Below are 24,959 nucleotides of genomic sequence, written 5' to 3' on the forward strand. Positions count from 1 at the left end.
CCATTTCTTTTTTGCCTTCTTGCCCGAGCAATGCCTCTCATCCAGACACAAGCGCGCCGGCCGCAGCGAAGCGAGCGCGGCGCCGGGCAGGAGATATGCCGCTGCCTGGACGTTCTGCCGCCAGTTGGCGAGCTGCGACGTTGTATCAGAACGTTGCCCTTATCCCACCATAGGCGGCGAGTGGCATGCCCGGCAGGAACGTGCGCGAATCATTGAACGCGAACAGGTTGGCCCCTCCGGGTGTCGAGTTGTTGAAGCCGGCGGTGCTCAGGAACGTGCCCGCAGCATAGTAGCGCTGATTGAACAGGTTCTGCACCAGCCCGAACACCTCGACGTTCTTGGTCACCTGGTAGGAGGAGTGCAGATTGACGACCCAATAGGCAGGGACCTTCGGATTGAGGTTGGAGTCGTCGTGGATCAGATATTGGCTGCCGACATAATTGAGGTCGGCGCCGAGCTTCCAGGCATCGGTGACGGCGTATTCCGCGCCAAGCTTGAGGCGGTGCGCGGGAATTCCTGGAATATGGTTTCCGGTCGTGACGTTGATGATGCTGGCGCCGGTGACGGGGTCGATGGTCGCCATCGGATTGTTCACACCGGACAACGTCAGAGAGCTCTGATATGTCGCGTCCACGAAGGTGTAGTTAGCGTAGGCGGTCCAGCGATTCCAGGCAAAGTTGACCTTTGCCTCGACGCCCTGGCGCAGTGTGGTCCCGGCGTTCTGGAAATAACCGAAGTTCGGCACCACGGCGCTTGCGACGCTGATGATGTCGTCGAAATTTTCCGTGCGGAACAGGCCGAGTCCCCACCGCAACCGCCAGCCGTTCTCGATGACTTTGGCCGGCGCCTTGCGCGGAAGAGGATCCGCGGCTGCTGCGCCGCCGGAGAGTTCGCCGCGTACGCCGCCTTCGATCGTCTGCGACACCACCTGCTTGAGCGGCGGATCGGCGATCAGGAAATTGTCGATCTGGCAGGGATTAGCCGGATCCGAACAGCCGAGCTCCAGCGGCGTGGGCGCTCGATTGGCTTCCGAATAGCCCGCATAGGCGGTCACATTGGGTGCAATCCGGTACGTCAGGCCGATCACAGGATTGAAACGCTGAAAGTTGTTGTTGCTCGTCAGCAGTGGATTCGTGCCGGTCAGGTCCTGCAGATCGATCTGTGCGTAGTTGAAGCGTCCGCCGGCCGTCAAGGACAGCTGCGACGTGATGTCGAAGGTGTTGGTCGCGTACACGCCGATATACGTGTTCTTGGCGTTGAGATTGACCGGGGATATGTCGGCCAAGGGCTGATCGGCGAAGACGCCGGTGCCGGTCACGAAAAAGTTCTGATCGACCGTGCCGAGCTCGGATGATGTCTGGAATCGGGTGTTTCCGTGATCGACGCTGGTGCCCACGACAAAGTGGTTATCATGTCCGAACAGCTGCGCGGTGCTGGTCGCCTGCAGCGACCCGCCATAGCTGTTTGACTTCGTCGAGTTGCGGTCGATCGCGCCCAACGCGGAATTGGCGGGAAGCGTATTCAGGATCGCGACGTTCTGATTGAGCGGCGTCGCGCCATCGCCGATGCAGAGCTGTCCGTCCAGTGGCCCTCCGGCATCGCAGGCCTGGGCGTCGGTGCCATTGCCGTCCACATGGCTCGCACGGTAGCTGCGGAAATACGCATTCGCTTGAACGGACAACGTGTCCGTGGGCGTCCATTTTCCATTCGCCTGCAGGAAGGCCAACTGAAGGTGGGTCGTCTGCGGCCAAGTATAGACGCTCGACCATCGCTGAGTCAGCAGATCCGCTGGTGTGGCGGCAGCGGCGCCGAGCTTGTTGTCTGCGCCGGTAAAGGAGACGTGGAACTCGGTCTGGTCGCCGCGCGCGCCGAGGTCGACATACATGCGTCGGATCTGGGATGACGACGAGAAGTCTCTCCAGCCCTTGTCGTAAAGTGCGTCGGCGGCAACGTAGGCCGAGATGTTGTCTTTCTGGTAACCGGCCTGCGCGCCCCCGCCGATGCGGCCAAACGAGCCGCCGCTAATCTCGGCTTGGGTGCCTTGGTACGTGAAGCCGTTCTTCATATCGATCGACAATGCGCCGCCGATGGCGTTGAGGCCGAACAGAGGATTGTTCGGCATCATCGTCATGCGGGCGATTGCCATCTCTGGAATCGTGTCCCAGTTGACAATATCGCCGAACGCTTCGTTGATTCGGGTGCCATTCTGATAGACGGCGAGCCCCTGCACGGTTCCCGGAACTGGCGAGGCGGTGAAGCCGCGATAATCGAGATTGCGCTGAAACGGGTTTCCGGACGTATCGCTGAGGGAGACGCCAGGAAGAGACGTCACCATGCCGTCCAGCAACGAGGGGGTCTTCGCATGGTCCAGGCTAGAGGCGTCGATTGTCTGAACGTTGGACGGTATCTTTTCGCGGTCGATCTCTCCGCCGGAAACTGGTGATACGCCGACGACTTCGATGGTCTGTAGGGTCTCTTGCGCTAGCGCCCCCCCCGGGAATACGGCGCAACCCAAGAGAAGCGCGCTCTTCAATGCCTTGAGCTTGGCCAAAACGTCCCCCCCCAATCACTCTTTAATCGTGCGGTTCAATGCTCTCGGCCCTGAACAGCGAACATCGGTCACATTGCACCGTTAAGTATTGAAATATTGCTGGGTCACTCGGATAGTCGCAACCGGGATTATTCCCGGAAGATGTCCGGAAAGTTTCCCGGGCCTTGAAAAGCCATCCAGTCTCAGTGGATTAGAATGCGTCCTAGCGTCGTCGGATTCGTTGTCGCGACCCGCGAAAGCAAAATCGTCGTTCCCTGATGCAAGTCGGCCACACCCGAGAGCAATGCCGTTTTGACGTGTCCTCGATTTTCGCGCTTCGTCTCAGGGCGATCGATTCGAGTTACGAAGAACTCGGCGTTTGAGGAAGAATCGGCACGGAGCCCGACAGGCGCAATGAACTCTCCCGGGGCATTTACGTCCGGTAACGGCGACGTTCGGGATCGTTGATTGCGGCCGGGCCGCTCTCACTGCGGCCGCAGGTGCAGCGGAATCGTGAGTGCGATCTGCGCCTGGTTCATGCCGGGTGGGAAACGCGGAAAGGGCTGCGCGCGCTGGATAACGGCCATCGCCGCACTGTCCAGAGTCGATGAGCCTGAACTGCCGGCGAGACGCCGTGATAGCAGCCGTCCGTTGCGATCGATGGTGACGCCCACGCGCACGGTGCCGGTTTCCGTGCTGCCGTTGGCGGCATAGGTGGCGTAGCGGCGAATGTGCGCTGCCAGTTCGCTTTCCCACGATGCGCGCCCGGCCCTCGCTCCCTGGCTGTCGGCGCCGGGGTTGGGCGCCATGGCAAGCCGCGCGGGTTTGCTGCCCGGCGCGGCCGCGGGTTTCAAAGGCGCGGTCTTGCGGTGTTCTCTTGCAGCCTTTTCATCATTGGAGACCGGTTTGTGAGCAGGTGGAGGCGGCATGACCGTAATCTGATCATTGTGCGCGGGCTCCGACCGAGGCGGCGGCGCCGGTTCAATCTTCATCGGAGGCGGCTCAGGCTCGGCGACGACCTCCTGAGGGGCGACCGGCTCGTTCGTGGGCGGTGCGAGATCGGACCGCTCGACCGGCGGCGTCGGTTCGGCCGGCACAGCTTCGGGGGGGGGCGGAGCGGGCGCGCTTACAGCGGGCATGAAGGCGACATCGATTGCCGGCGCTTCGGCGCGTCCCTCCGGTGCGGGCCTGAGCAGCAGATAGCCGAGAGCCAAGCCGACGTGGAGGGCGGCAACCACAAGCGCAGCCGCCGTCCACAACACTGCGTCCCTGGCCTGTTCCCGTTCGAACGGATCGGCCGTCATCAGGCTCACGGGCTGCTCCGGTCTTCCAGAGCCACCAGCGCCACTTTGACATAGCCCGAGTTCCGCAGCTGGTTCATCAGCTCCATCACCTCGCCATAGGATAGGGCCTGATCGGCGCGCAGCAGCACTCGCTGCGTGCGATCGGAGCCGGTCGCGGCATCGAGCGCTGCGGCGAGACCGGAACGCTTGACCGCCTCGTCGCCGATTGCAAGCGAGTGGTCTGCCTTGAAGGTCACGAGAATCGGTTTGTCGGGGCGGGGGGACGGTTCGGCGGAAGCCGATGGCAGGTTGACTGGAATATCGACTGTCGCAAGGGGGGCCGCGACCATGAAGATGATGAGGAGAACCAGCATGATGTCGATGAACGGCGTCACGTTGATCTCATGGGTCTCTGCGTAGTCTTCATCGCGCTTGGCGAGCCGGATTGCCATGGCTCACTCCGCCGAATCCGCAATCGACAGCACCGTACCTGCTGCCGTGTGCGAGCTGCGCCTGATATCGATCGACAAAGCGTTCCGGTCGAGATCGCGGCTCAGCAGGCGCAGGATCGCCACCGACGAATCGGCGAGCACTGAACGATAGGTCCCGGTCGAGCGCGCAAAGGCGTTGTAGATCACCACGGCGGGGATGGCGGCAACGAGGCCGAAAGCCGTCGCCAACAGCGCCTCCGCGATGCCCGGAGCCACGACGGCGAGATTCGTGGTGTGAGCCTGCGAAATGCCGATAAAGCTGTTCATGATGCCCCACACGGTACCGAAAAGCCCCACGAACGGCGCGACCGATCCGACAGTGGCCAGGATCCCCATGCCGCGTCCAATCCGCCGCGCGGCTGCGGCCTCGATCCGCTCCAGCTGCCAGGCGATCCGCTCCTTGATGCCGGCCGCTGGAAGGCCTCGTGACTTCTCGACCTCATCTTCGGCCGCGGCGAGAAGCCGGCCCACAACGCTTCTTTCATCCGCGACCTGGCGCGCCGCATCCTGTAGCGAACGGGCGGATAGAACAGTGGCCAGCGCGCGGCGCCCTGCACGTCTCGCCGCCCGCAACTGGATGGTCTTGACGAGGAGAACTGTCCAGGTTGCCACCGAGGCCAGTGCCAATCCGATCATCACGACTTTGACGACCACGTCCGCCTGGATGAACATGCCCCAGGGCGACAGGGCAGGGGGGGGCGGGCCAATGGCGCTAGCCAGCGTCGGGGCTGGTTGTGGGGCCGGTACGGCGGGAGACGATGCGGAGCGTGCCAGCTGCGGCTGGGAGCTTCCTGTGGCGTTTGAAGCGGCGTCTGGAGGAGGAGCATTCTGGCCGGCGTCATGGGCAACAGTGGCGCTCGTCGGCGCTTCGACAGCGGCTGCCGCTTGCCCCGACGCGGTTACGCCATCGAGAGCGGGCTGTTCAGCAACGGCGCTGAAGGACATCAGCGACACGACGATGGCCAGCAACAACGGCGCCGAAATCGAGAGATGCTTTCCGCGCCGGTTTCGGGCTCGGTGTTGGGTCCGCGCCTTGTCCATCTTGTGAGTACTCCTCCCGCTGACGCCGCAACAGCCCTGGTTGAATCCAGGTCCTCTGTCGTTTCGTGAACGGCGTGCCTCGACGATCTGATGCCGCGAGCCAGTTTGGCTCATCGATGAATCTTGGATCGGCGACGACGCCGCGTGCTGAAATCGTCTCATATCGCCTGGATAAAGTAACGGCAAAGCAGCAAGAACGATATGACGCGAGAACAGGGTGCCTCTACTTCTACCCGGCTTCAAGGCCATCAGTTGTTTCGGGAAAAAATCCCGATAATTGCTAGAAATAATCCCTGAGCGGCCAGCCGGCAGTCATTGACGTTTTCGCCCACGAGATCGGTCGTTGACGGGGGCGTTGGGGCATCGGGGCAGTGGTTCAGCGATGATCCGCCGTGGTCAGGCATTTCCGCCAATGCCGCCCGAATCCGGCAGGCGTCCATGAGCTTCACCGTGCGGTCCGGTTCTCGATCCACTGATCGGTGTCTTTGCTATGGCCGAACCGCGGCTTGCAGCCTTGCCGCGCCAGCCCGGGGCCGCAGTTCCAGTGCCTCGAAGCTCGCGGAACCGGCAGCGCGTCCGGCGGGCAATTCTGCTGCGTTCTCAAGGAAACGACGCCCGATATTGCCAGGACATTTGGATGGGTGGCTGGTCGCCGCGGCGACAACGCCGGCGCCGCACCGCTTGCGCGGCGGCAATCGAGATCCTAGGCTATCCAGCAGGCGCTTCGCGCCGGGACTGGACGCCGATCAAGATCAACCAATACGCATCGAAGAGGGAGACCCCAATGGCCTGGAAGACTCCGAAGATTGTCGAACTGCCGGTCGGTCTGGAAATCAACATGTACGCTTGCGCGGCGCGCAAGTAACAGGTCGACTCAATGTGTTCGGCTGCGGAGGCATCGGCCTCCGCGGTCGTTCGGACGATAAGTGGTGCCCCCGGATGGAACGAGCTGGTCGAGCGTGCGCTCGGGCCGGCTCTATTTTATTGTCGTCATTTTATTGTCGTTCGGTGAAGGCGGTCCTTCCCTGCTCAAATGTTGCGCGGAGCGATCCGGACGAATTAAGCACAGGTGCGATGGTATTCGGCTGGACCGGTTTCCGGCCATTCGGCTCGCGATTCACCTCAGCGCGATGTGAAACTTCGTCTCTCGCCGTCCGTTTCTGCTGTAGTATCTTTGTTGCGCTGCGAGGAGTACGGCATGAACCCGATCGAACTTGTGGTTACGGTCTGTGCGGTGCTGTCGCCGACCACCTGCGAGGACACCCATCTGGTGTTCAATTATGGCGGATCGCTACGCCAATGCGCGATGGCGGCGCCGCCCTATATCGCCCAATGGGTGGGAGAGCATCCGAAATGGAATGCGGTGCGGTGGCGCTGCGAATATCCGCATAGCCATGACAAGGCGGAAGACGCTGCGCCGGCGTCGGCGGGCTGACGACGGCCGAGTGCAAACGGCTCGCTACTTGGTGCAGTCCTTCAGATCCTTGTCTTCGATCGTGACGATCGCGCTGGATTTGATCTCGATATCCCTGACGATGCACTGCCGTGCGTCGTGATACCCGACCTTGGCGTCGTAGCGGCCCGGTTCGATTCCGGTGAGGCGCAGGCGCTCGTCGTGGTCGACTTCCTTGTCTCGGTCGTTGAGCGTCTGGTTGGGACCCCAGTTGTCCTTGCCGGTGGGGGACAGCTGGAAGCTGGAAATCGTCGCGGTGGTCAGATTCCAAAGCCGGATCCCCTTGCCCTGCGCCAAGAGCGGCACTGAGGTCACGAGCAGGACTGCGACGGCGACGGTGGATTTGGGCAACACGGGAGCCTCCCTGGCCAACAGCGAATGGTATATTATTATGATCCGCGAGAGCAGGGAGGACCAGAATGGAGTTTGTCAGATCGATGCGGCCGATGGTCGTGGTTCTTGCGATGTGCTGCGTTGCCGCATCGACCGCGATCGTCGCCGCAGCGCGCGCCGACGATTTCAACGATTATCCGACCTCCGCGCGCGCCGAATATGTCTTCGGCTGCCTCAAGGCCAATGGCGAAACACGACAGGCGATCGATCAATGCTCCTGTTCGATCGACGTCATTGCCTCACTGATTCCGTATGACCGCTACGTCACCGCCGAGACAGTGCTAAGCATGTCCCAGGTCCGGGGCAATCTCGGCGGTGAATTCCGCTCGTCCGCACAGGCCGCCAGCGCCCTCAACGATCTGCGGCGGGCCCAGGCCGAGGCCGAAGTGCGTTGTTTCTGAACGGCCGGCACGGGTAGCAATGAGGCGTCTGCAGCACCTCAGATTCCCGAGCCTTCGACCTTCCAGTCATTCTGGAAGACGTGACCGTCAGTGTCCTTGGCCTCGACGCGGATGCGCTTGGCGCCGTTCGGCACGTAGGTGAAGCGGATATTGGGATCCTCGGAGATCGAAATTCCGCCTTCCATCGCCAGCACCAGGCTGTCGTCCTGCCAGATGTGGATCTCATTGATGAAGAACGCCGGAATGTAGAGCTGCGTGAGCTGATCCATCTGCAGGCCCGAATTGTTCGGGTGCCCGATCATGATCTGGGCTTCACGCGCACCGCTCGCCAGGCCTTCTCCGGACTTTTCACTGGATCTCGCAAATTGCCGCAGGCGCATCTGGCCGAGCCTTGCCTTGGCTTCCTCGGGGTTCTTGGCTGCCGGCGCGGCGCAGCCGCCGGACGCCTTGACATACGTCTTGACCATATAGAGCTGGCCATCGCTTAGTTCGGCCACTGCATGGACATCGGTGTAGCTGTTGACCCGCACCCGCGTGGAGATATCGCTGATCGCGGCATCCCGTCCCAATTCGAAACGCGCCGCCAGCGGCGACGGATTTTGGTCGATCACCAGGGTGATCGACGATACCCGGCGGGTGTCGCCGCCAGGCAGCATGGTGTGGAGCGTTACGGGCACGACCGCGGCGTCTTCCGCCCGGGCGGGCATCTCGATGGCGATTAGGCCGGTACCGTCCTTCATCGTCCGGCTGTTGAAGATGTCCTGCACCAGCCCCGGCCAGGGATCATAAGCGGTAGAGCTCTCGGCTGGCGCGGGAAGGGGCGACAGCAGCGGCAGAAGGAAACAGGCGATCAGCAGCGAAATGAGACGAGTGCCCGACATGGTCGCGATCCTTCTGATGGCGGTCCTGCGATCGAAACTATAGGTCTGCGCTCGGCTCATTCCCATTCAATTTCCGAGAATGCCGCTGTCGCGTTGCGGGCGTTATATTCATCGAACAATTTCCAGCGGGTGCGTTCGGAGCCGGCGGCGGTCTCGGCCGCCAGGGAGATCGGCTTGCCGGCCGCGACCAGAGCACGGACATCCCGCGCCATGGTTTCGAGGTAGCGGCGCTGGTCGCTCAGGGCTGCCGGCCAGGCACTCACTTCGCCGTGGCCGGGGATGACGCGCCGGGCCGAAAGGGAGTCGAGCTGATCCATCACCTTCAACCAGCCGCGAAGGCTGCCGTCGATGACCGGTACGTGGCCCAGGAAAAGGAGATCCCCGGCGAACAGGGTTTCGGTGCGCTGGTCAAGTACCGTCAGATCGCTGTCGGTATGTGCGACGGGCCAGGCCCGCAGCGTCAGTTCACGGCCGCCAAGGTCCAGCTTGAGGTCGTCGCCGACGAGTTGTGTCGGAGGAATGAGGCGGACTTCGTTAATCAATTCGTCACCGAGGCTGCGTCTGAATGACGACAGGTAGAATTGTCCGCGTGACAGCAGTGCCGATGGTAGATTGCGGTGGCCGACGAAGCTGGTTCCGTCTGCCGCGAATGCTGCATTGCCAAAGATGTGATCCGGGTGCGCATGCGTATTAATGACGTAGCGGACCGGTTTGTCCGTGCGGCTGCGAATGGCTGCGAGTAATCGCTGCCCCTCGCGAACGCTGCCGCCGGTATCAACCACGGCGACTGAAGTGTCGCCGATGATGAAGCCGATATTGGCGATGGCTCCCTCATTCTCCTCCGTCATGAGTTCCATCACGCCGAAATGGACGAAGATTCCGGGAGCGATCTCGCTGATAGACAAGGGACTTTGCTGCGCGCGCGCCCCGGTTGCCGTCCCAGCAGCCGTGACGAAAACGACGGCTGCGACGAGCGCGAGAACGCGAGAGGTCATACCAGTTGTCCTGTCTGATGAATGCAAGTTGCACTCTGAGCGCTGCGTTGCAGCACGCTAATATGTTGCGCGTTGCTGATGGCGGGCATAGCATTTCGCCGTTCCCGGCTTCAACTGGACTTCGGTTCACGCGCCCGATGACCTACTTGAGCTGAGAACGGGCGCACAGGCCGAAAGCGGTGCTGGCTTTCGGAGGCGGAGCTTTGATGCCACGTGCATCTGGTTTCGTGCGACAGGCCAACGAACGACAAGATCGAATATCGAACGACAAGATCGAACGCAAAAACCGTCACTGTTAAAACTGTCACTGTCCGGGAGGGATCGTTATGCGCAAGGTGCTACTCGCGACCTGCGTTGGTGCTACGGCTGTCATGGCCGCAGGCGCGGCTCGTGCCAACGACGAGCTGAATAAGATGTCGCAGGACCCGAAGGGTTGGGTCATGCCGGCCGGCGATTACGCCAATACGCGCTACTCGAAGCTCAAGCAGATCACGCCCGCCAATGTCGGCAAGCTCCAGGTGGCCTGGACCTTCTCGACCGGCGTGTTGCGCGGCCACGAAGGCGGCCCGCTGATCATCGGCGACGTGATGTACGTCCACACGCCGTTCCCCAACAAGGTCTATGCTCTCGACCTCAAGAACGAGAACAAGATCATCTGGCACTACGAGCCCAAGCAGGATCCCAACGTCATTCCGGTGATGTGCTGCGACACCGTCAACCGCGGCCTCGCCTATGGCGACGGCCTGATCATCCTGCACCAGGCCGACACCACGCTGGTGGCGCTCGACGCCAAGACCGGCAAGGTGGCCTGGAGCACCAAGAACGGCGATCCCAGCAAGGGCGGGACCGGCACCTCGGCGCCGCTGGTGGTCAAGGACAAGGTCCTGGTCGGCATCTCCGGCGGCGAGTTCGGCGTGCAGTGCCACGTCACCGCCTACGACCTCAAGACCGGCAAGCAGGCCTGGCGCGCCTTCTCCGAAGGCCCGGACGACCAGATCAAGCTCGATCCGGAAAAGACCACTGTGCTCGGCAAGCCGGTCGGCAAGGACTCGAGCCTGAAGACCTGGCAGGGCGATCAGTGGAAGATCGGCGGCGGCTGCACCTGGGGCTGGCTGTCCTACGATCCGGCTCTGAACCTCGTCTATTACGGTTCGGGCAACCCCTCGACCTGGAATCCGAAGCAGCGTCCGGGTGACAACAAGTGGTCGATGACCATCTTCGCCCGTGATCCTGACACCGGCGTCGCCAAGTGGGTCTACCAGATGACCCCCCATGACGAATGGGACTATGACGGCGTCAACGAGATGATCCTCACCGATCAGACGATCAACGGCACGCCGCGCAAGCTGTTGACCCATTTCGACCGCAACGGTCTCGGCTATACCCTCGACCGCACCAACGGCGAACTGCTGGTCGCCGAGAAGTACGATCCGAAGGTCAACTGGACGACCGGCGTCGATATGAACAAGAGCTCGCCGACCTACGGCCGGCCGAAGGTCGTCGACCAGTACTCGACCGACAAGGCCGGCGAGGATCACAACGTCAAGGGCATCTGCCCGGCGGCGCTCGGCTCCAAGGACGAGCAGCCGGCGGCCTATTCGCCGGAGACGCAGCTGTTCTACGTGCCGACCAACCACGTCTGCATGGACTACGAGCCGTTCAAGGTGAGCTACAGCGCGGGCCAGCCCTATGTCGGCGCCACGCTCTCGATGTATCCGCCTGCCGGCGAAACCAACATGGGCAACTTCATCGCCTGGGACGGCAAGACCGGCAAGATCGTGTGGTCGAACAAGGAGCAGTTCTCGGTGTGGTCGGGTGCGCTCGCCACCGCCGGTGGCGTGGTGTTCTACGGCACGCTCGAGGGCTACCTGAAGGCGGTCGACGCCAAGACGGGCAAGGAACTGTACAAGTTCAAGACCCCGTCGGGCATCATCGGCAACGTCACGACCTATGAACATGGCGGCCAGCAGTACGTGGCGGTTCTGTCCGGCGTCGGCGGCTGGGCCGGCATCGGCCTCGCTGCGGGTCTGACCGATCCGACGGCGGGTCTGGGCGCGGTCGGCGGCTATGCCGCCCTGAGCAGCTATACCGCGCTCGGTGGTACGCTCACCGTGTTCTCATTGCCGCAGTGATCTGACGGCTCGTGCGGTGGATCTGACGCCGGTATCAGCATTGCAGCGAACTCGTCGTACGCGCGTCAGATCCAAAATCTCACTCTAATCATAATGATGCTGTGTCCAACGTTCGTATAAGCGCCCGCTGCGATGGAATACGAACGTTGGAAACGGGACACGAGTTACGATCCGGCCGGCGCAGGGACCTAGTCCATGCGCCGGCCGGCGCGCCACCGGAGGACAAGCTCTTGCATACAGTTCGGTTGATGGCTGCCGCGATCCTGTTTGCGGTAGCAGGGGGGCATGCGTTTGCCGAACCGCCCGGCGATCCGACCGCAGTCAAGAAGGAAGATGGCAAGTACGTCGATAAGGAAGGCAATCCGACCTACAAGGTTGCGCCCGACGGCACCGTCGACTGGTACACCTATTCCGGCTTTCGCCGCTATCACTCGGACTGCCATGTCTGCCATGGTCCCGACGGCGAGGGGTCGACCTATGCGCCTGCGCTGAAGGATTCGCTCAAGACCATGAGCTATGCTGACTTCCTCGGCGTCGTCGCGAGCGGCCGCAAGAACGTCAACACCGCACAAGAAAACGTCATGCCGGCGTTCGGCGATAATCCGAACGTCGCTTGCTACATGGACGACCTCTATGTCTATCTTCGTGCCCGCTCGATGGATGCGGTGCCGCGGGGCCGGCCCGCCAAGCACGAGGACAAGCCATCCGAAGCGCAACAGGCCGAGGATTCCTGTATGGGCAAACACTGAAATGGGCAAACATTGAGGGGCCGTACAGAATGGTCGTCCGGGACGCGCCGACGCGTTCCGCAATTGCGTGATTGAATGGAGAAGGCGGCAATGATTCATGCCGGACTGCCCCGCTGGCTGGCCGTTGCGCCGCTGGCTGTTATCCTGACTTTCGCCGGACGGATGCCGCTCAGCGCACAGATGTCGGTCCAGACGTCGGAAGGCACCGACCTGTCGATTGAGCTGGTCGATCCCAAGGTGCTGCGGGTCTGCGCCGACCCCCGCAACATGCCGTTCTCTGACGAAAAGGGCGAAGGCTTCGAGAACAAGATCGCCGAGCTGCTCGCGGACAAGCTGCACAAAAAACTCGAATACGCCTATATGCCCCAGGCGACCGGTTTCGTTCGACTGACACTAGGGGCGCACCGCTGCGACGTCATCATGGGCTTTCCTCAGGGCGACGACCTGGCTCAGGGCACCAACCCCTATTACCGCACGGCCTATGCTCTGGTGACCAAGCCGGGCAGCAGGCTCGAAGAGGTTGCGACGCTCTCCGACGAGCGGCTAAAGGGCAAGCATCTCGGAATTATCGCCGGCACGCCGCCGGGGACCAACATGGCGGTCAACGGCCTAATGGCGACGGCCAAGCCTTATCCGCTGGTGATTGACACCCGGATCGATTCCTCAGCCGAGGCGATGATCAACGATCTGACCTCCGGGCAGATCGATGCCGCCGTGCTGTGGGGGCCGATGGCGGGTTATTACGCCAGGAAAGCCGATCCGCCGCTCCATGTCACGCCGCTGGTCCACGAGCAGTCGGGCCCGAAGCTCGCTTACCGGATCGGCATGGGCGTTCGCGCGGCCGACCAGAACTGGAAACGGCTGCTCAACCGCCTGATCCGGGAGAACCAGCCGGCGATCAACAAGATCCTTCTCGCCTATGGCGTGCCGCTGCTAGACGAGAATGATCAACAGATCACAGCGGACAGGGCGGACTAGTGCGGTGTCTTGCAATTGCCTGCTCCCTCCGCGGTGGCCCCCGAGTGTGCGGCAGATGAGGCGGTCATATGGAGACGGGATACTAGCGGCGGCGATGGCGAAAGGCGTGGGGGTCGTCGTTGCGGTCCTCGTTGCCGCTGCTGCGGCACATGCTGGCGAGAGCGTGCCTGAGCCGCCAGAGTATCGGACAGAGAACTACCGGGCTCCTGTTCCAGCGACGCTGGTCGGTGCGCGTGTCCTGACGACGCAGGAGGCTGAGGCGATCTGGCGGGCGCGGACCGGGGTCTTCATCGACGTCCTGCCCCATGCGCCGAAGCCAGCGAACCTTCCTTCCGGCACGATCTGGCGCGAGCCGCCGCGTCGCGACATTCCAGGCAGCATCTGGCTGCCGGACACCGGCTATGGCCGGTTGGCGCCGGCCACCGAAGACTATCTGCGGCAAGGGCTCGCACAGGCCTCGGAGGGAGACCTGGCAAGACTGCTGGTGATCTACTGCCAAGCCGATTGCTGGATGTCCTGGAACGCGGCGAGGCGTGCGGTCGCGCTCGGCTACACCAATATCGGCTGGTATCCCGAGGGCACCGACGGCTGGGCCAAGGCGGATCTGCCGCTCGAGGAAGCTCATCCGCAGCCTCGGCCGGAGGCGGCCTCACAGCCATCGCGCTGACCGCGGCGCGATCAATCGATCTCCTGCTGGATGATGCGCGCCAGGGCGAACAGCCGCTGGTCGACGGCGGTCGGCACTTCGCAGACGAAGCTGACGACGCGGCGCCGGTCCTCGAAAATGCGGGTTTCCCAGAGGACCTGGTTGTTGAGCTCCTCGACCTTGGTCTGGTCCGAATCGGGAGCGTCCTGGAGTGCATGCAGCGCCTGGATATCGCTGCGGATCTTTTCGGCGGCGTCGCGCTGCTTGCGGGTCACCCGCTCGAGGCCGTTCATCACCGACGAGCGCTGCGCGTTGAGGGTATCGAACAATCCTGCGAACAGCCTCAAGGCCTCGCGCGTCTTGTCTGATTTGGCATTCGCCAGGAATTCCTTGATGGTCGTTTCCGCTTCGTCGATCGGCGTGCGGCGCGCCGCGAGGCGCGGCACCAACGCGTTTACCTTGGCGTCATCCTTCCAGTCCTTGGTTGCATCGTCGAGCGGCGGCCCGTTCCAGACGGCGGCTACCGAGATTTCCGGGACCTTGGCCTGGTTGCACGGCCAGTCCGGATAACGCGGATCCGCGGCGAAGGATGAGGCTGTCGACGCCATGATCGCGACACAGGCGATCGAGAGCAGAATGAGAAGCGCCGTCCGCCTTGTCATGGTTCCCCTCCAGCCGGTCCGCGCCGGCTCAAACCCCGTGACGGATCATAGGCGATCATCGCCCCCAGGAGAAAGACGAGGGTGCAGCCGCCGACCACCGCCAGCGACACCCAGTTCACCTTGCCGTAGAGCGCGAAACGGACGAGTTCGACCGCGTGGGTGAAGGGATTGGCCTGGCAGACGTAATAGAGCATCGGGCTGCCTTCCCGCACGCGCCACAATGGGTAGAGCGCCGAGGACGCAAAGAACATCGGGAAGATCACGAAGTTCATCACCCCGGCGAAATTCTCCAGCTGTCGGATGCCGGACGAGATCAGCATGCCGAGGGCGCCGAGCATCAGGCCGGACACCAGCAGCGCCGGCAGCACCGCGATATAGCCCATGGGCGGCGGTTCGATGTCCCAGAACCAGGCGATGACGAGGAAGGCGTAGACCTGGAGGACCGATACCGCCGTGCCGGCGAGAAGCTTGCAGGAGAGCACGAACCAGCGTGGCAGCGGGCTGACCAGCAGGATGCGCATGTTGCCCATTTCCCGGTCGTAGACCATGGACAGCGACGACTGCATGCCGTTGAACAGCTGGATCATCACCATCAGCCCGGGGGTGATGTAGACCTCGTAAAGAATGTAGGTCTCGTAGGGCGGGATGATCGACAGGCCGAGCACCTGACGGAATCCGGCCGCGAAGATGAACAGCCACACCAGCGGCCGGACCAGGGCCGAGATGAAGCGTTCGCGCTGATGAATGAAGCGCAGCCCCTCGCGCCAGACGATGCCGAGCAGGCACGTCGCGTATTGCGCCGGCGAAAACCCGGTGGTTCGTTCGGGAACGGCCGCGATGCTCATGGGGCGGCGCCTCCGGGTTGGCCGGCCGTTCCGGTCAGTTGCATGAAGGTGGACTGCAGATCGGATGCATTGGTTGCAGCGATCACGTCCGCGACCTTGCCGCGCGCCAGAACGCGTCCCTGGTGCAGGACGACGAGATCGTCGCTGGATGCGACCTCGTCGAGCAGGTGGGTGGTCCACAGCACGGCGATGCCCTGCTCGACGACGAGCCGTCGGACGTGATCGAGAATGGAGGCGCGGGCCTTGACGTCGAGGCCGACGGTCGCTTCATCGAGCAGCAGCAGGCGAGGGCGATGCAGCAGAGAGCGGGCGATCTCCAGCCTTCGCATCTGGCCGCCCGAGAGGTTGCGGACCTTGCTCGCGGCGCGATCGCCGAGTTCGACGCGCGCGAGCAGGTCGGTGGCGCGCTGCCTTGCCTCGCCCCGGCCGATGCCCTGCAGCGCAGCATGATAGAGCAGATTCTGCATCACCGAGAGATCGAGATCGAGCGTGCGTGGCTGAAACACGACGCCGATCCGGCGCAGGCCTTCGCCCGGCTCGCGGCCGATGTCGTGGCCGAAGATCAGGACGCGCCCCGACTGCACGCCGAACAGCCGGGTGATCAGCGATACCAGCGTGCTCTTGCCGGCGCCGTTGAGCCCGAGTAGCGCGGTGAAGCTCGCCGGCGCCACCGTGAAGCTGACGTCGTCAAGCGCGCGGCGCTGGCCGTAGGCGTGGCCGATATGCTCGACGCAGAGCGCCGCTTCCCCGGAGGCCGTCGCCGCTCCGGCATTCGTCATCATGTTCATGGCTGCAGAGGCGTCGGGCACGGTCATTGCGGCGCGATGGTGATGCCCCAGGGCAATTCGCCGACCTGGATGGTCTTGATGACCTTGAGGCTGACGACATCGATCACCGAGACGTCGTTGGAGACGCCATTGGTCGTGAGCAGATACTTCTGATCGGGCGTAAAGGCCATGTGCCAGACCCGCTGGCCGACCAGGAGGTATTTCGTCACCTGATGAGTCTTGGTATCGACAACCGCGACGCGATTGGCCGGGCCGAGCGCCACGAACGCTGTCTTGTCGTCGGCGGCGATGGCGATCCCGACCGGCTGGATGGCTTCCTTGCGCAGCCCGGGGATCTCGAATTGGATCTTGGTGGTGACCACATGCTTGACCGGGTCGATCACCGACACTGTGCCGCCGATCTCGGAGGACACCCACAATTCGGAGCCATCGCGCTTGTATTCGGCGAAGCGCGGCCGCGCATCGACGAGGACATTCGCCACCACCTGGCGCGTCGAGGTATCGATGAAATGAGCCATGTTGGTTGTTTCGGAGGTGTTGATCAGGAATTTTCCGTCGGGGCTGATCGTCATGCCTTCGGGTTCGACTCCGACTTCGACGTCGCCGAGCCGCGCCCGACGCTGCATGTCGATCACGGTGACGGTGTTGTCGTTCTCGTTGGCGACGTAGAGGACTTTGCCGCCGGCATCCTGGACGAACAGTTCGGGATCGGGGCCGGAGGGCAGGGAATCGACCACCTGCTCTCTCGCCGCGTCGATCATCTGGATGGTGTCGTCGTCGCCCACCGCGACCAGCACGAACTTGCCATCACGGGTAAATTCGATGCCGCGCGGCCGCTGCCCGACCTTGATGGTCTTGGTCACCGACCAGATGTTGGTATCGATCACCGAGACGGTGTTGCCCTTTTCGTTGGAGACATAGGCGATGTAGGCATCGGCCGGCTGTGCCGCGGCAACGGAGCCGACCACGGCGGTGAGGAGACAACGACGCCACATTCGCACACTCTCCTTGTTCATTTCAGCCTGTTCATTGAAGCCGGCATTTGGTTTCGGGACGATCGACGCCGAGCGTATCGAGTTCGGATAGCTGATGCAGAAAGCCTTCCTGCGGCGACACGGAAACGACCATGCGGCCGTCGACCAGCAGGATCGGCTGGCGCAGCTGCAGATTCCAGTCCCGCAGGGTCTGCCGCTGGCCCTTGAATGCGGCAACGGAGAAATCCGGTCCCTTGAGGAACGCGAGCACGGTCCGTGCGTCGCTGGAATCGGTCCGGCTGGTCGCTTCTCCGATCATGCGCACAGCGGTCCAGGCCTGCATGTCCAGTGCGGTCATGCGGCGGGAATTCAATTTGAGAAACCGGTTCTGCAGCTGCACCGCGCCCCACTGGACCTGCGCGGCATCCCAGCTCGTCGGCACGAGACCGGCGGAGCCGGCCACCGGCCGGGGATCCCAGGTTCGGTAGGGCAGGTAAGCGGCGAACACCTCGCTCTCGTCGGCCGCGACGAGAACGTCATAGGCGGGCGCCTGCTGGGTGAAGACGGGGATCTGGCGCTGGATCAGCGTGATTCCGCTGTCGGTGCGACGGGCGCCGCCGGTGTCCTCGAAGACCCGCTCCTGCACGATCTTTGCGCCGAAACGCGAGGCGGCCCGCCGCAATGCGTCGGCGAACAGCTTGTCCTTGTCGTGCGACCCGACCACCAGCAGCCAGCGCTTCCATTGTTTCCAGACGAGATACTGGGCGAGCCCGTCGGCGAGCATGGAGCGCGTCGGCGCTGTGTGGATCATGTTGGCGCGGCAGTCCTCCTCGCGCAGGCGATCGTCGGTCGCCCCGACGTTGAACAGCACTACGTCGCGGCCGCGAATGGCGTCGGCCGCCTTGAGCAGGGCGTCGGCGGGAAGATCGACCAGGATGACGCCGTCACCATGGTCGGCAAGGCCAACGGTCGCCGCCGCCGCGTCGTCGCCCTCCTTGAGGCGTCGCTCATCGAGGGTGAAATGCTGGTTCAGGAATTTCCCGGTCGTGTTGTTGTCCTCGATCGCGAGCTGGGCACCCGCGAGGCCGTCGTTGTCGAAAGGCTGCTGGACGAGCGAGAGGGTCTGCATCACGCGCGCGGGGCCGAGATAGCCGATGCGGAATTCGCTGCGGTCGACTGCAGGCGCAGGGCTCGTCGATGCGCAAAGCCAGATCAGGCCGATCAGCAGATGAAACATCGAACCTCGCCGCATCAAACCTCCCTGTACCCCTCGCGATGGTGCCTGGTCGTCGGAGTCGCCGATTTGAATAATCCCCGGTTTGACTTAAGCTTAGCATCGCAGTTGCCGCGCGCCGCAGAATTTCGGAGCACATTCATGCGACGTCTTCTCGCTTTCGCCCTGACCGTTCTGACGCCGCTGCTCGGATTTGCGCAGGCCTTGGCCGCACCACCGAAACTCGCAGTGTTCGATTTCGAGCTGGTGGACACCAGCCTGCAGGGCGAAGTGTACGGAACTCGGCCGGCCGAGCAAGAGCGGTTGCAGCGCGTGACCGATCTGCTGCGCGCCGGCCTCAAGGATTCCGGAAAATTCGACGTGTTGGATGTCGCGCCGGTGCGGGACGCGGCGCACGCCGCCAATCTTCAGGCCTGCGGCGGCTGCGACCAGGCCCTTGCCGACAAGCTCGGCGCCGATCTCGTCGTCACCGGGATGGTGCAGAAGGTCTCCGAACTCATCCTCAGCATGAAGATCTGGGTGCGCGACGTCCACACCGGCAAAATCATCACCCAGATGAATGCCGACTTTCGCGGCAATACCGACGAATCCTGGACGCGGGCGGCGAACTATCTGCTGCGCAACCGCCTGCTCGCGCCCGACTACGGCGTGCCGCACTAGTGTGGCGTCTCGCAATTGCCTACCGCCTTCGCGGCAAGCCTCTCGTAGGCAATTGCGAGACATAAGCCACACTAGCACTTTGATTTTGCTAGTGTCCCTTATGTCTCCGAATGACCGTGCGAGCGAGAGGCAAACGAAGCGGTAATTCGGAGACGGGACACTGGAGCACGATTCCGATCATGCTCGACACAATGAGCGAGGGCAACTCAATGAGCGAGAGCATTCGTGACTCGACCCTGCGGCTCGAAGACCGCACCTGCCGTCAGGCCTTCAGGCGCTGCGCGTGCCAGCGCAGATGATCGGCCATGAAGGTCGAGATGAAGTAATAGCTGTGGTCGTAGCCGGGCTGGCGGCGCAAGGTGAGGGGAATCCCGGCGCTGCCACAGGCGCGCTCCAGCAGTTCGGGACGGAGCTGCTCGGTCAGGAACGGGTCGGCATCGCCGACATCCACCAGCAACTCGGAAAACCGCGCCCCGTCCTCTATCAGCGCCACCGCATCGTGCTTGCGCCATGCTGCACGGTCGCTGCCGAGATAGCCGCCGAGGCCCTTGGTGCCCCAGGGCACCTGCGAGGGCGCGACGATCGGCGAAAAGGCGCTGGCTGCGCGATAACGATCGGGATGGGAGAGGGCGACTGTCAGGGCACCATGGCCGCCCATGGAATGGCCCGTGATCGATTGCCGCCTCGCGTCGGCGGGGAAATGCGCCGCAACCACCTCGGGCAGCTCTTCGGTCACATAGCTCCACATCCGGTAGTTGCGGGCGAACGGGTCCTGCGTGGCATTGACATAGAAGCCGGCACCAAGGCCGAAATCATAGGCGCCGGCCGGATCGCCGGGGACGCCGTCGCCGCGCGGGCTGGTATCCGGGGCCACGAAGATCAGGCCGAGCTCGGCGCAGGCCTTTCGAAACTCACCCTTTTCCGTGACATTGGCGTGAGTGCAGGTCAGTCCCGACAGATACCAGACCACCGGCAGCGACGCCGTGCCTTCACGAGGCGGCACATAGACCGAAAAGGTCATCGTCGTCCCGGTGGCGCGGCTTTCGTGACGGTAGACGCCCTGCGTGCCGCCATGCGATCGATTGAGGGAAACGGTTTCGATCGTCATGCTTATCCTCCGGTGCCGCTAAATTTTGCGAACACTACAACAGACCCGACCAATAAAGAAAGTGGTGCGGCCTTTGCCAACGGATAAACCGCTAGCAAAGGCCGCGCCGGATCGTTGATCAGTCAGGCTGACCTCAGGCTGCCTTGGCCTTGGATTTGGCCACATGCGTGGCGATCGCGTCCATCAGCGCCGGCGACAGGCAGTCATAGGGCTCGAGCCCCAGTTCCTTCAGGCGAGCCCTGATTCCGGCCATATCCGCCGGATTGACACCGGACTCGATCACCGACGAGACGAAGGCGGCGAAGCCGGGGGCGGCCGAACCGGTCTCGACGAACAGTTCCGGATGGATGAAATCGAGGCCGTAGAACGGATGGGACTTGTTTTCGATCCGGCCGTACATGTGCGTGCCGCAAACGCTGCAGGCATGGCGCTGGATCGCGGCGGACGGGTCGACAATCTTCAGCTTGTCGCCGTTCTCCACCACCTTGACGCTGTCGCGCGGCACCACCGCGACGACCGAGAAGGTCGCACCTTCCGGCTTCCAACACTTGGTGCAGCCGCAGGCGTGGTTATGGGCGACGTCGCCGGTGATCTGGACCTTCACCGGCCTGTCCTTGCATTTGCAGACCAGCGTGCCGCCGGCAAAGCTGCCGGTGCCCTTGCGTACGCCACTATCGACCGACGGATGAATATGAACAGTCATGGGCCGTTTCCTCCTGGGGTTGACGTTGTTGTCCTGCGAGTGCCGGAGCGCGATAGCTTCGAGATCAGTCGCCATCGCGCTCCAGCCTGTTGATCGGGCATGATCTGATCGGAAGACAGCTAACTCGCTGTTCCGGATCATGCTCCAGCGGTCAGAAGACGACGACGGAGCGGATCGACTTGCCCTCGTGCATCAGGTCGATGCCCTTGTTGATCTCCTCGAGCTTGAGGATGTGGGTGATCATCGGGTCGATCTCGATCTTGCCGTTCATGTACCAGTCGACGATCTTGGGCACGTCGGTCCGGCCGCGGGCGCCGCCGAACGCCGTGCCCTTCCACACCCGCCCGGTGACCAGCTGGAACGGCCGTGTCGAGATTTCCTTGCCGGCCTCGGCGACGCCGATGACGACCGACGTGCCCCAGCCGCGGTGGCAGGCCTCCAGCGCCTGGCGCATCACCGTGGTGTTGCCGGTGCAGTCGAAGGTGAAGTCGGCGCCGCCGTCGGTCAGCGCCACGAGGTGCTGGACGATGTCGGTGTCGATCTTCTTGGGGTTGACGAAATGGGTCATGCCGAAGCGGCGGCCCCATTCCTCCTTGTCGTCATTAAGGTCGACGCCGATGATCTTGTCGGCCCCGACCATCCGCGCGCCCTGGAGGACGTTGAGGCCGATGCCGCCGAGGCCGAACACCACCACGTTGGCGCCCGGCCAGACCTTGGCGGTATTGACCACGGCGCCGACGCCGGTGGTGACGCCGCAGCCGATATAGCAGGCCTTGTCGAACGGCGCGTCCTCGCGGATCTTGGCCACCGCGATTTCCGGCAGCACGGTGTGATTGGCGAAGGTCGAGCAGCCCATGTAGTGGTAGATCGGCTTGCCCTTGTAGCTGAAGCGCGAGGTGCCGTCGGGCATGACGCCCTTGCCCTGGGTGGCGCGGATCGAGGTGCACAGATTGGTCATGCGGCTAAGGCAGCTTTTGCACTGCCGGCATTCCGGCGTGTAGAGCGGAATGACGTGGTCGCCCGGCTTGACCGAGGTGACCCCGGCGCCGACCTCGCGGACGATGCCGGCGCCCTCATGGCCGAGAATGGACGGGAAGATGCCTTCGCTGTCGAGGCCGTCCAGGGTGTAGGCGTCGGTGTGGCAAATGCCGGTGGCCATGATCTCGACCAGGACTTCGCCGGCCTTGGGCCCCTCCAGGTCGACCTCGACGATCTCGAGCGGTTTCTTCGCCTCGAAGGCGACGGCGGCGCGGGTCTTCATCGCTTTCCTCCCTGCACGGCGGTTTGGACTGGCCGTTTTCGATTGCTCGAATGCGCACAGCACTCGAAAAGGCACCGCCCCAAGCCGAAGCTCCGGGCGCGCTATTCAAACGTGCGTCGCCGAAGAACAGATCTCGTGAAGTCTGGCTGGTATCCTCCAAGCCAGGAAGCATTGCACGGTCGCGTCGAAGGTCAAGGCAAATCCGAGTCGCCACTGGCGGAATTGAAGCCGATATGAAGAGCGTGGCGATTTATGCGTTCCTCGAGGGTGACGCTTTCCCGCCGTCAGCGCGCTGAAGGGCTGCTTGTGGGAAGGATGTGCGCCGCAAAGGGGGATGCTGCGCTGCCGCAGGAACCTCAAGCCGAAAGGTTCTGAGGACAATTCAAGGCGATCAATCGCGCGTCGCGACATCCGCTGCGGTCGCCGTGGAGGTTGACGTTCCGGGGGCGAGCAGACTGCTCTCCAGTGCCAGCCGGACCAGTTCGGCGGAGGTGCGGACGCCGAGCTTCTGCCTCATGATGGAAGAGGTATTGGCTATGGTCTTGTAGGAGGCATGAACCATCCAGGCGATTTCGGACAGGCTCTTGCCGGCGCTGAGCAGCCGCAGAATTTCTATTTCGCGGGCATTGAGTTTGGCCAGCGGATTCTGGGTCAGCGCCGGCCCGGCGAAGGCGAGGCGACGGGCGATGGCGGGCGGCAGATACGTGCCGCCGCTCCCGACCTCGTTGATCGCGTCGACGAGGTCCCTGGTGTCGCCGCCCTTGGAGACGTACCCCTTGGCACCGGCCTCGATGGCGCGCGCGGCGAACACCGGATCATCGTTCATGCTGAACATGATGATCCGCGCCGCGGCGTCATGGGCGAGAATCCGGCGGACCAGCTCGAAGCCAGAGACGCCCGGCAGGTTGATGTCGACGACGCAGATGTCGGGTCGCTCGTCCAGGAACAGGCGCTCGCCACTCTCGGCATCCTCCGCCTCGAGGAAGGTGACGTCGGCGTCGTCCGCGAACAGCGCCCGGCAGCCGGACACGACAATGAAATGATCGTCGACGATCAGGATACGCATTGCCTCGGGGCTCCGAATTCGCACGCAACCCGAACTGTAGCACGCACTGCCGGATGCACCACAAATTGTCATGCTGCATTTGCTGCGATTCCATCGCGGTGAAACTTGATAGTACTTGTGGTCCTTTGATTCTAACATTCGCTCAGGCGCCGGCCGGGACGGGATGCGAATGGCACCAGTGCCCGCTTTCCGAAGTTCGTGTCCGGAAGATGCCGCAACTGACCCACGAACTTCGGAAACAGGGTACCAGGATCCAAAGTAGGCTCAACGGGCGGGAAATCGGGACGATGTGGCAGAAGCTGTCCTTGCGGGCGCGGCTCAACGCGCTTTTGGCGGTCATTCTGCTGTTTGGCCTCGCCATCAATATCGCCCGCCTGCTGGTCGAGGCCGGTCCGCGCGTCCAGGCTGAAGATCAGAGCGTGATTCGCCTGGTGCGGGAATTCATTGAATCGTCGCTGGTCGGCCTCAACGACTCGCCCGATGCCGATGCCCGGCTCGACCGGATCGTCGAAGACCTCAACCGGCTGCGCCATGTCAGCGTCCGGCGCGCCGCAGGCCCGGCAAGCCCGCCGCGCCCGGCCGGGCGTGCCCCCGGGCGGCCGGAGGCCGCGCCGGCGTGGTTCATGGCGATGGTGCATCCCGAACAGAACTCGGTTCGTGTCCCGGTGAACGTCAGCGGCAAGACCGACGCGCTCGTGATCACCTCGCATCCCGACGACGAAATCGACGAGATCTGGGACGGAATCGTCACCCAGCTCGAAGTCGGCTCGGCCATCGTGGTCGCATTGCTGCTCGTGACCATGACTGTGGTGAGTCGGGCCCTGTCGCCGATCGAGACGCTCGCGGGCGCCATGACCCGCATCGAGGACGGCGCCTACGATACGCGGATCAAGCCCATGGGGCCGCCCGAACTCGCCGCGATCTGCGACAAGCTCAACCACCTCGCGACAACGCTGGGGGGCGCGGTCGAAGACAAGCGGCGCCTCGCCGAGCGCATTGTTTCGCTGCAGGACATCGAGCGCAAGGAGATCGCGCGCGAGCTGCACGACGAATTCGGCCCTTATCATTTTGCGCTGCGGGCGCATGCCGATGCCCTGCTGCGGATCGCCGAGACGGCCGGTCCGAATGAGCCGGCGCTGCGCAAGCACGGTGCCGCCATGCTGGCCCAGGTCGACGCCCTGCAACAGTTCAATCGGAGGGTTCTGGGACGGCTTCGCCCACCGGGCCTTGCCGACCTCGGGCTTGGCGAGGCGATCGGGGCACTGGTCCGGCAGTGGCGAGAGACCGATCCGGGTGTGCAGGTCGAGACCAGCGTTGCGTCCTCGCTGCCGGCGCTCAGCGAGACCGCGGAACTGACGATCTACCGGGTGGTGCAGGAAGGGCTTACCAACGCCTTTCGCCATGCGCAGGCAAGCCATGTCGAGGTCATGGTCGAATTGGATGGACCGTCGGGCGCCGGGCGAACCGCCGCGCAGGCCATTCGCGTGCGGATCAGGGACAATGGGGCGGGCCTGCGCGATCAAAAGCAGGGCTTCGGCCTCGTCGGGATGCACGAGCGGCTGATGGCGCTCGGCGGCTCGGTCTCGGTGACCTCGACCGGCGAGGGCGTGATCGTCGAGGCGATGGTGCCCGTTCAGCCGGGCGGGGAGGATGCAGCGCTCGCCTGAGCGCCTGATCCCGCCGGG

General features: G+C 63.3%; 26 protein-coding genes. 9 read left to right on the forward strand and 17 right to left on the reverse strand.

Annotated elements, in window-relative coordinates; genetic code table 11:
- Positions 1-145: 145 nt before the first annotated feature.
- The 5 genes from DB459_RS15525 to DB459_RS15545 form a co-directional block, all read right to left on the reverse strand.
- On the reverse strand, positions 146-2,551 hold the full coding sequence (locus tag DB459_RS15525; protein ID WP_253706152.1) for a TonB-dependent receptor: 2,406 nt from the start codon (positions 2,549-2,551) through the stop codon (positions 146-148).
- A gap of 464 nt (positions 2,552-3,015) precedes the next feature.
- Complete coding sequence (locus tag DB459_RS15530; RefSeq protein WP_371926988.1) at positions 3,016-3,834, reverse strand: TonB family protein; 819 nt, start codon at positions 3,832-3,834, stop codon at positions 3,016-3,018.
- 5 nt (positions 3,835-3,839) lie between these two features.
- Complete coding sequence (exbD, locus tag DB459_RS15535; RefSeq protein WP_253706154.1) at positions 3,840-4,265, reverse strand: TonB system transport protein ExbD; 426 nt, start codon at positions 4,263-4,265, stop codon at positions 3,840-3,842.
- A gap of 3 nt (positions 4,266-4,268) precedes the next feature.
- Positions 4,269-5,345 carry a tonB-system energizer ExbB gene (gene exbB / locus DB459_RS15540; protein WP_253706155.1) on the reverse strand — a complete coding sequence of 359 codons (1,077 nt, stop codon included), beginning with the start codon at positions 5,343-5,345 and terminating at the stop codon, positions 4,269-4,271.
- A 248-nt stretch (positions 5,346-5,593) separates the two neighbouring features.
- Entirely contained in the window at positions 5,594-5,794 is a 201-nt protein-coding gene (locus DB459_RS15545; protein WP_253706156.1) for a hypothetical protein, read from the reverse strand.
- Positions 5,795-6,129: 335 nt separating this feature from the next.
- Between DB459_RS15545 and pqqA the strand changes: the two genes are divergently transcribed.
- Entirely contained in the window at positions 6,130-6,210 is an 81-nt protein-coding gene (gene pqqA, locus DB459_RS27475) for a pyrroloquinoline quinone precursor peptide PqqA (protein ID WP_305884162.1), read from the forward strand.
- A 333-nt stretch (positions 6,211-6,543) separates the two neighbouring features.
- Positions 6,544-6,780: a hypothetical protein gene (locus tag DB459_RS15555; RefSeq protein ID WP_253706158.1), complete on the forward strand. Its 237-nt coding sequence runs from the start codon at positions 6,544-6,546 to the stop codon at positions 6,778-6,780.
- Between the two features lie 24 nt (positions 6,781-6,804).
- Here the strand turns inward: DB459_RS15555 and DB459_RS15560 are convergent, their stop codons facing one another.
- Positions 6,805-7,152 (reverse strand): hypothetical protein, encoded by a 348-nt coding sequence (locus DB459_RS15560; RefSeq protein WP_371926751.1) that lies wholly within the window; start codon positions 7,150-7,152, stop codon positions 6,805-6,807.
- A gap of 65 nt (positions 7,153-7,217) precedes the next feature.
- Here DB459_RS15560 and DB459_RS15565 point away from each other — a divergent pair, with 65 nt between their 5' ends.
- Complete coding sequence (locus DB459_RS15565; protein WP_371926752.1) at positions 7,218-7,592, forward strand: hypothetical protein; 375 nt, start codon at positions 7,218-7,220, stop codon at positions 7,590-7,592.
- A 38-nt stretch (positions 7,593-7,630) separates the two neighbouring features.
- On the opposite strand, the gene DB459_RS15570 is transcribed toward DB459_RS15565, so the two are convergent.
- Entirely contained in the window at positions 7,631-8,473 is an 843-nt protein-coding gene (locus tag DB459_RS15570) for a quinoprotein dehydrogenase-associated SoxYZ-like carrier (protein ID WP_253706159.1), read from the reverse strand.
- Between the two features lie 56 nt (positions 8,474-8,529).
- Positions 8,530-9,468, reverse strand: coding sequence for a quinoprotein relay system zinc metallohydrolase 2 (locus DB459_RS15575; protein ID WP_253706160.1), 939 nt, complete (start codon positions 9,466-9,468; stop codon positions 8,530-8,532).
- Positions 9,469-9,794: 326 nt separating this feature from the next.
- Here DB459_RS15575 and xoxF5 point away from each other — a divergent pair, with 326 nt between their 5' ends.
- The 4 genes from xoxF5 to DB459_RS15595 all read left to right on the forward strand — a co-directional run bounded on the left by xoxF5 (position 9,795) and on the right by DB459_RS15595 (position 13,994).
- Entirely contained in the window at positions 9,795-11,600 is a 1,806-nt protein-coding gene (xoxF5, locus tag DB459_RS15580; protein ID WP_253706161.1) for a lanthanide-dependent methanol dehydrogenase XoxF5, read from the forward strand.
- Between the two features lie 248 nt (positions 11,601-11,848).
- Positions 11,849-12,349, forward strand: coding sequence for a c-type cytochrome, methanol metabolism-related (locus DB459_RS15585; protein WP_253713587.1), 501 nt, complete (start codon positions 11,849-11,851; stop codon positions 12,347-12,349).
- 162 nt (positions 12,350-12,511) lie between these two features.
- Positions 12,512-13,327 (forward strand): substrate-binding domain-containing protein, encoded by an 816-nt coding sequence (locus DB459_RS15590; protein WP_253713588.1) that lies wholly within the window; start codon positions 12,512-12,514, stop codon positions 13,325-13,327.
- Between the two features lie 94 nt (positions 13,328-13,421).
- Positions 13,422-13,994 (forward strand): PQQ-dependent catabolism-associated CXXCW motif protein, encoded by a 573-nt coding sequence (locus tag DB459_RS15595; RefSeq protein ID WP_253706162.1) that lies wholly within the window; start codon positions 13,422-13,424, stop codon positions 13,992-13,994.
- A gap of 11 nt (positions 13,995-14,005) precedes the next feature.
- Here the strand turns inward: DB459_RS15595 and DB459_RS15600 are convergent, their stop codons facing one another.
- The 5 genes from DB459_RS15600 to DB459_RS15620 are packed head-to-tail and all read right to left on the reverse strand — an operon-like array spanning position 14,006 to position 18,479.
- Positions 14,006-14,581, reverse strand: a complete 576-nt coding sequence (locus tag DB459_RS15600) for a hypothetical protein (RefSeq protein ID WP_371926989.1) — start codon at positions 14,579-14,581, stop codon at positions 14,006-14,008.
- A 50-nt stretch (positions 14,582-14,631) separates the two neighbouring features.
- Entirely contained in the window at positions 14,632-15,480 is an 849-nt protein-coding gene (locus tag DB459_RS15605) for an ABC transporter permease (protein WP_253706164.1), read from the reverse strand.
- Positions 15,477-16,295, reverse strand: a complete 819-nt coding sequence (locus DB459_RS15610; protein WP_371926753.1) for an ABC transporter ATP-binding protein — start codon at positions 16,293-16,295, stop codon at positions 15,477-15,479. The genes DB459_RS15605 and DB459_RS15610 overlap by 4 nt, the downstream gene beginning before the upstream one ends.
- Positions 16,292-17,263 carry a YVTN family beta-propeller repeat protein gene (locus DB459_RS15615; protein WP_253706165.1) on the reverse strand — a complete coding sequence of 324 codons (972 nt, stop codon included), beginning with the start codon at positions 17,261-17,263 and terminating at the stop codon, positions 16,292-16,294. The genes DB459_RS15610 and DB459_RS15615 overlap by 4 nt, the downstream gene beginning before the upstream one ends.
- Positions 17,264-17,294: 31 nt before the next feature.
- The gene (locus tag DB459_RS15620; RefSeq protein WP_253706166.1) at positions 17,295-18,479 is read right to left on the reverse strand and encodes an ABC transporter substrate-binding protein; all 1,185 of its coding nucleotides are present in this window, start codon (positions 18,477-18,479) and stop codon (positions 17,295-17,297) included.
- Between the two features lie 138 nt (positions 18,480-18,617).
- On the opposite strand from DB459_RS15620, the gene DB459_RS15625 reads away from it, so the two are divergent.
- Positions 18,618-19,136, forward strand: a complete 519-nt coding sequence (locus DB459_RS15625; protein WP_253713590.1) for a DUF3280 domain-containing protein — start codon at positions 18,618-18,620, stop codon at positions 19,134-19,136.
- Between the two features lie 262 nt (positions 19,137-19,398).
- On the opposite strand, the gene fghA is transcribed toward DB459_RS15625, so the two are convergent.
- From fghA to DB459_RS15645, 4 genes are all read right to left on the reverse strand, one after another.
- Positions 19,399-20,244, reverse strand: coding sequence for an S-formylglutathione hydrolase (gene fghA / locus DB459_RS15630; RefSeq protein WP_253706167.1), 846 nt, complete (start codon positions 20,242-20,244; stop codon positions 19,399-19,401).
- Between the two features lie 133 nt (positions 20,245-20,377).
- The gene (gene gfa, locus DB459_RS15635) at positions 20,378-20,947 is read right to left on the reverse strand and encodes an S-(hydroxymethyl)glutathione synthase (RefSeq protein WP_253706168.1); all 570 of its coding nucleotides are present in this window, start codon (positions 20,945-20,947) and stop codon (positions 20,378-20,380) included.
- A 151-nt stretch (positions 20,948-21,098) separates the two neighbouring features.
- Positions 21,099-22,208: an S-(hydroxymethyl)glutathione dehydrogenase/class III alcohol dehydrogenase gene (locus tag DB459_RS15640; protein ID WP_253706169.1), complete on the reverse strand. Its 1,110-nt coding sequence runs from the start codon at positions 22,206-22,208 to the stop codon at positions 21,099-21,101.
- 391 nt (positions 22,209-22,599) lie between these two features.
- Positions 22,600-23,274, reverse strand: coding sequence for a response regulator transcription factor (locus tag DB459_RS15645; protein WP_253706170.1), 675 nt, complete (start codon positions 23,272-23,274; stop codon positions 22,600-22,602).
- Positions 23,275-23,561: 287 nt separating this feature from the next.
- On the opposite strand from DB459_RS15645, the gene DB459_RS15650 reads away from it, so the two are divergent.
- Positions 23,562-24,941 carry a histidine kinase gene (locus tag DB459_RS15650; protein ID WP_253713591.1) on the forward strand — a complete coding sequence of 460 codons (1,380 nt, stop codon included), beginning with the start codon at positions 23,562-23,564 and terminating at the stop codon, positions 24,939-24,941.
- Positions 24,942-24,959: the final 18 nt, after the last annotated feature.

Source organism: Bradyrhizobium sp. WD16, assembly GCF_024181725.1.
GTDB lineage: Bacteria > Pseudomonadota > Alphaproteobacteria > Rhizobiales > Xanthobacteraceae > Bradyrhizobium_A.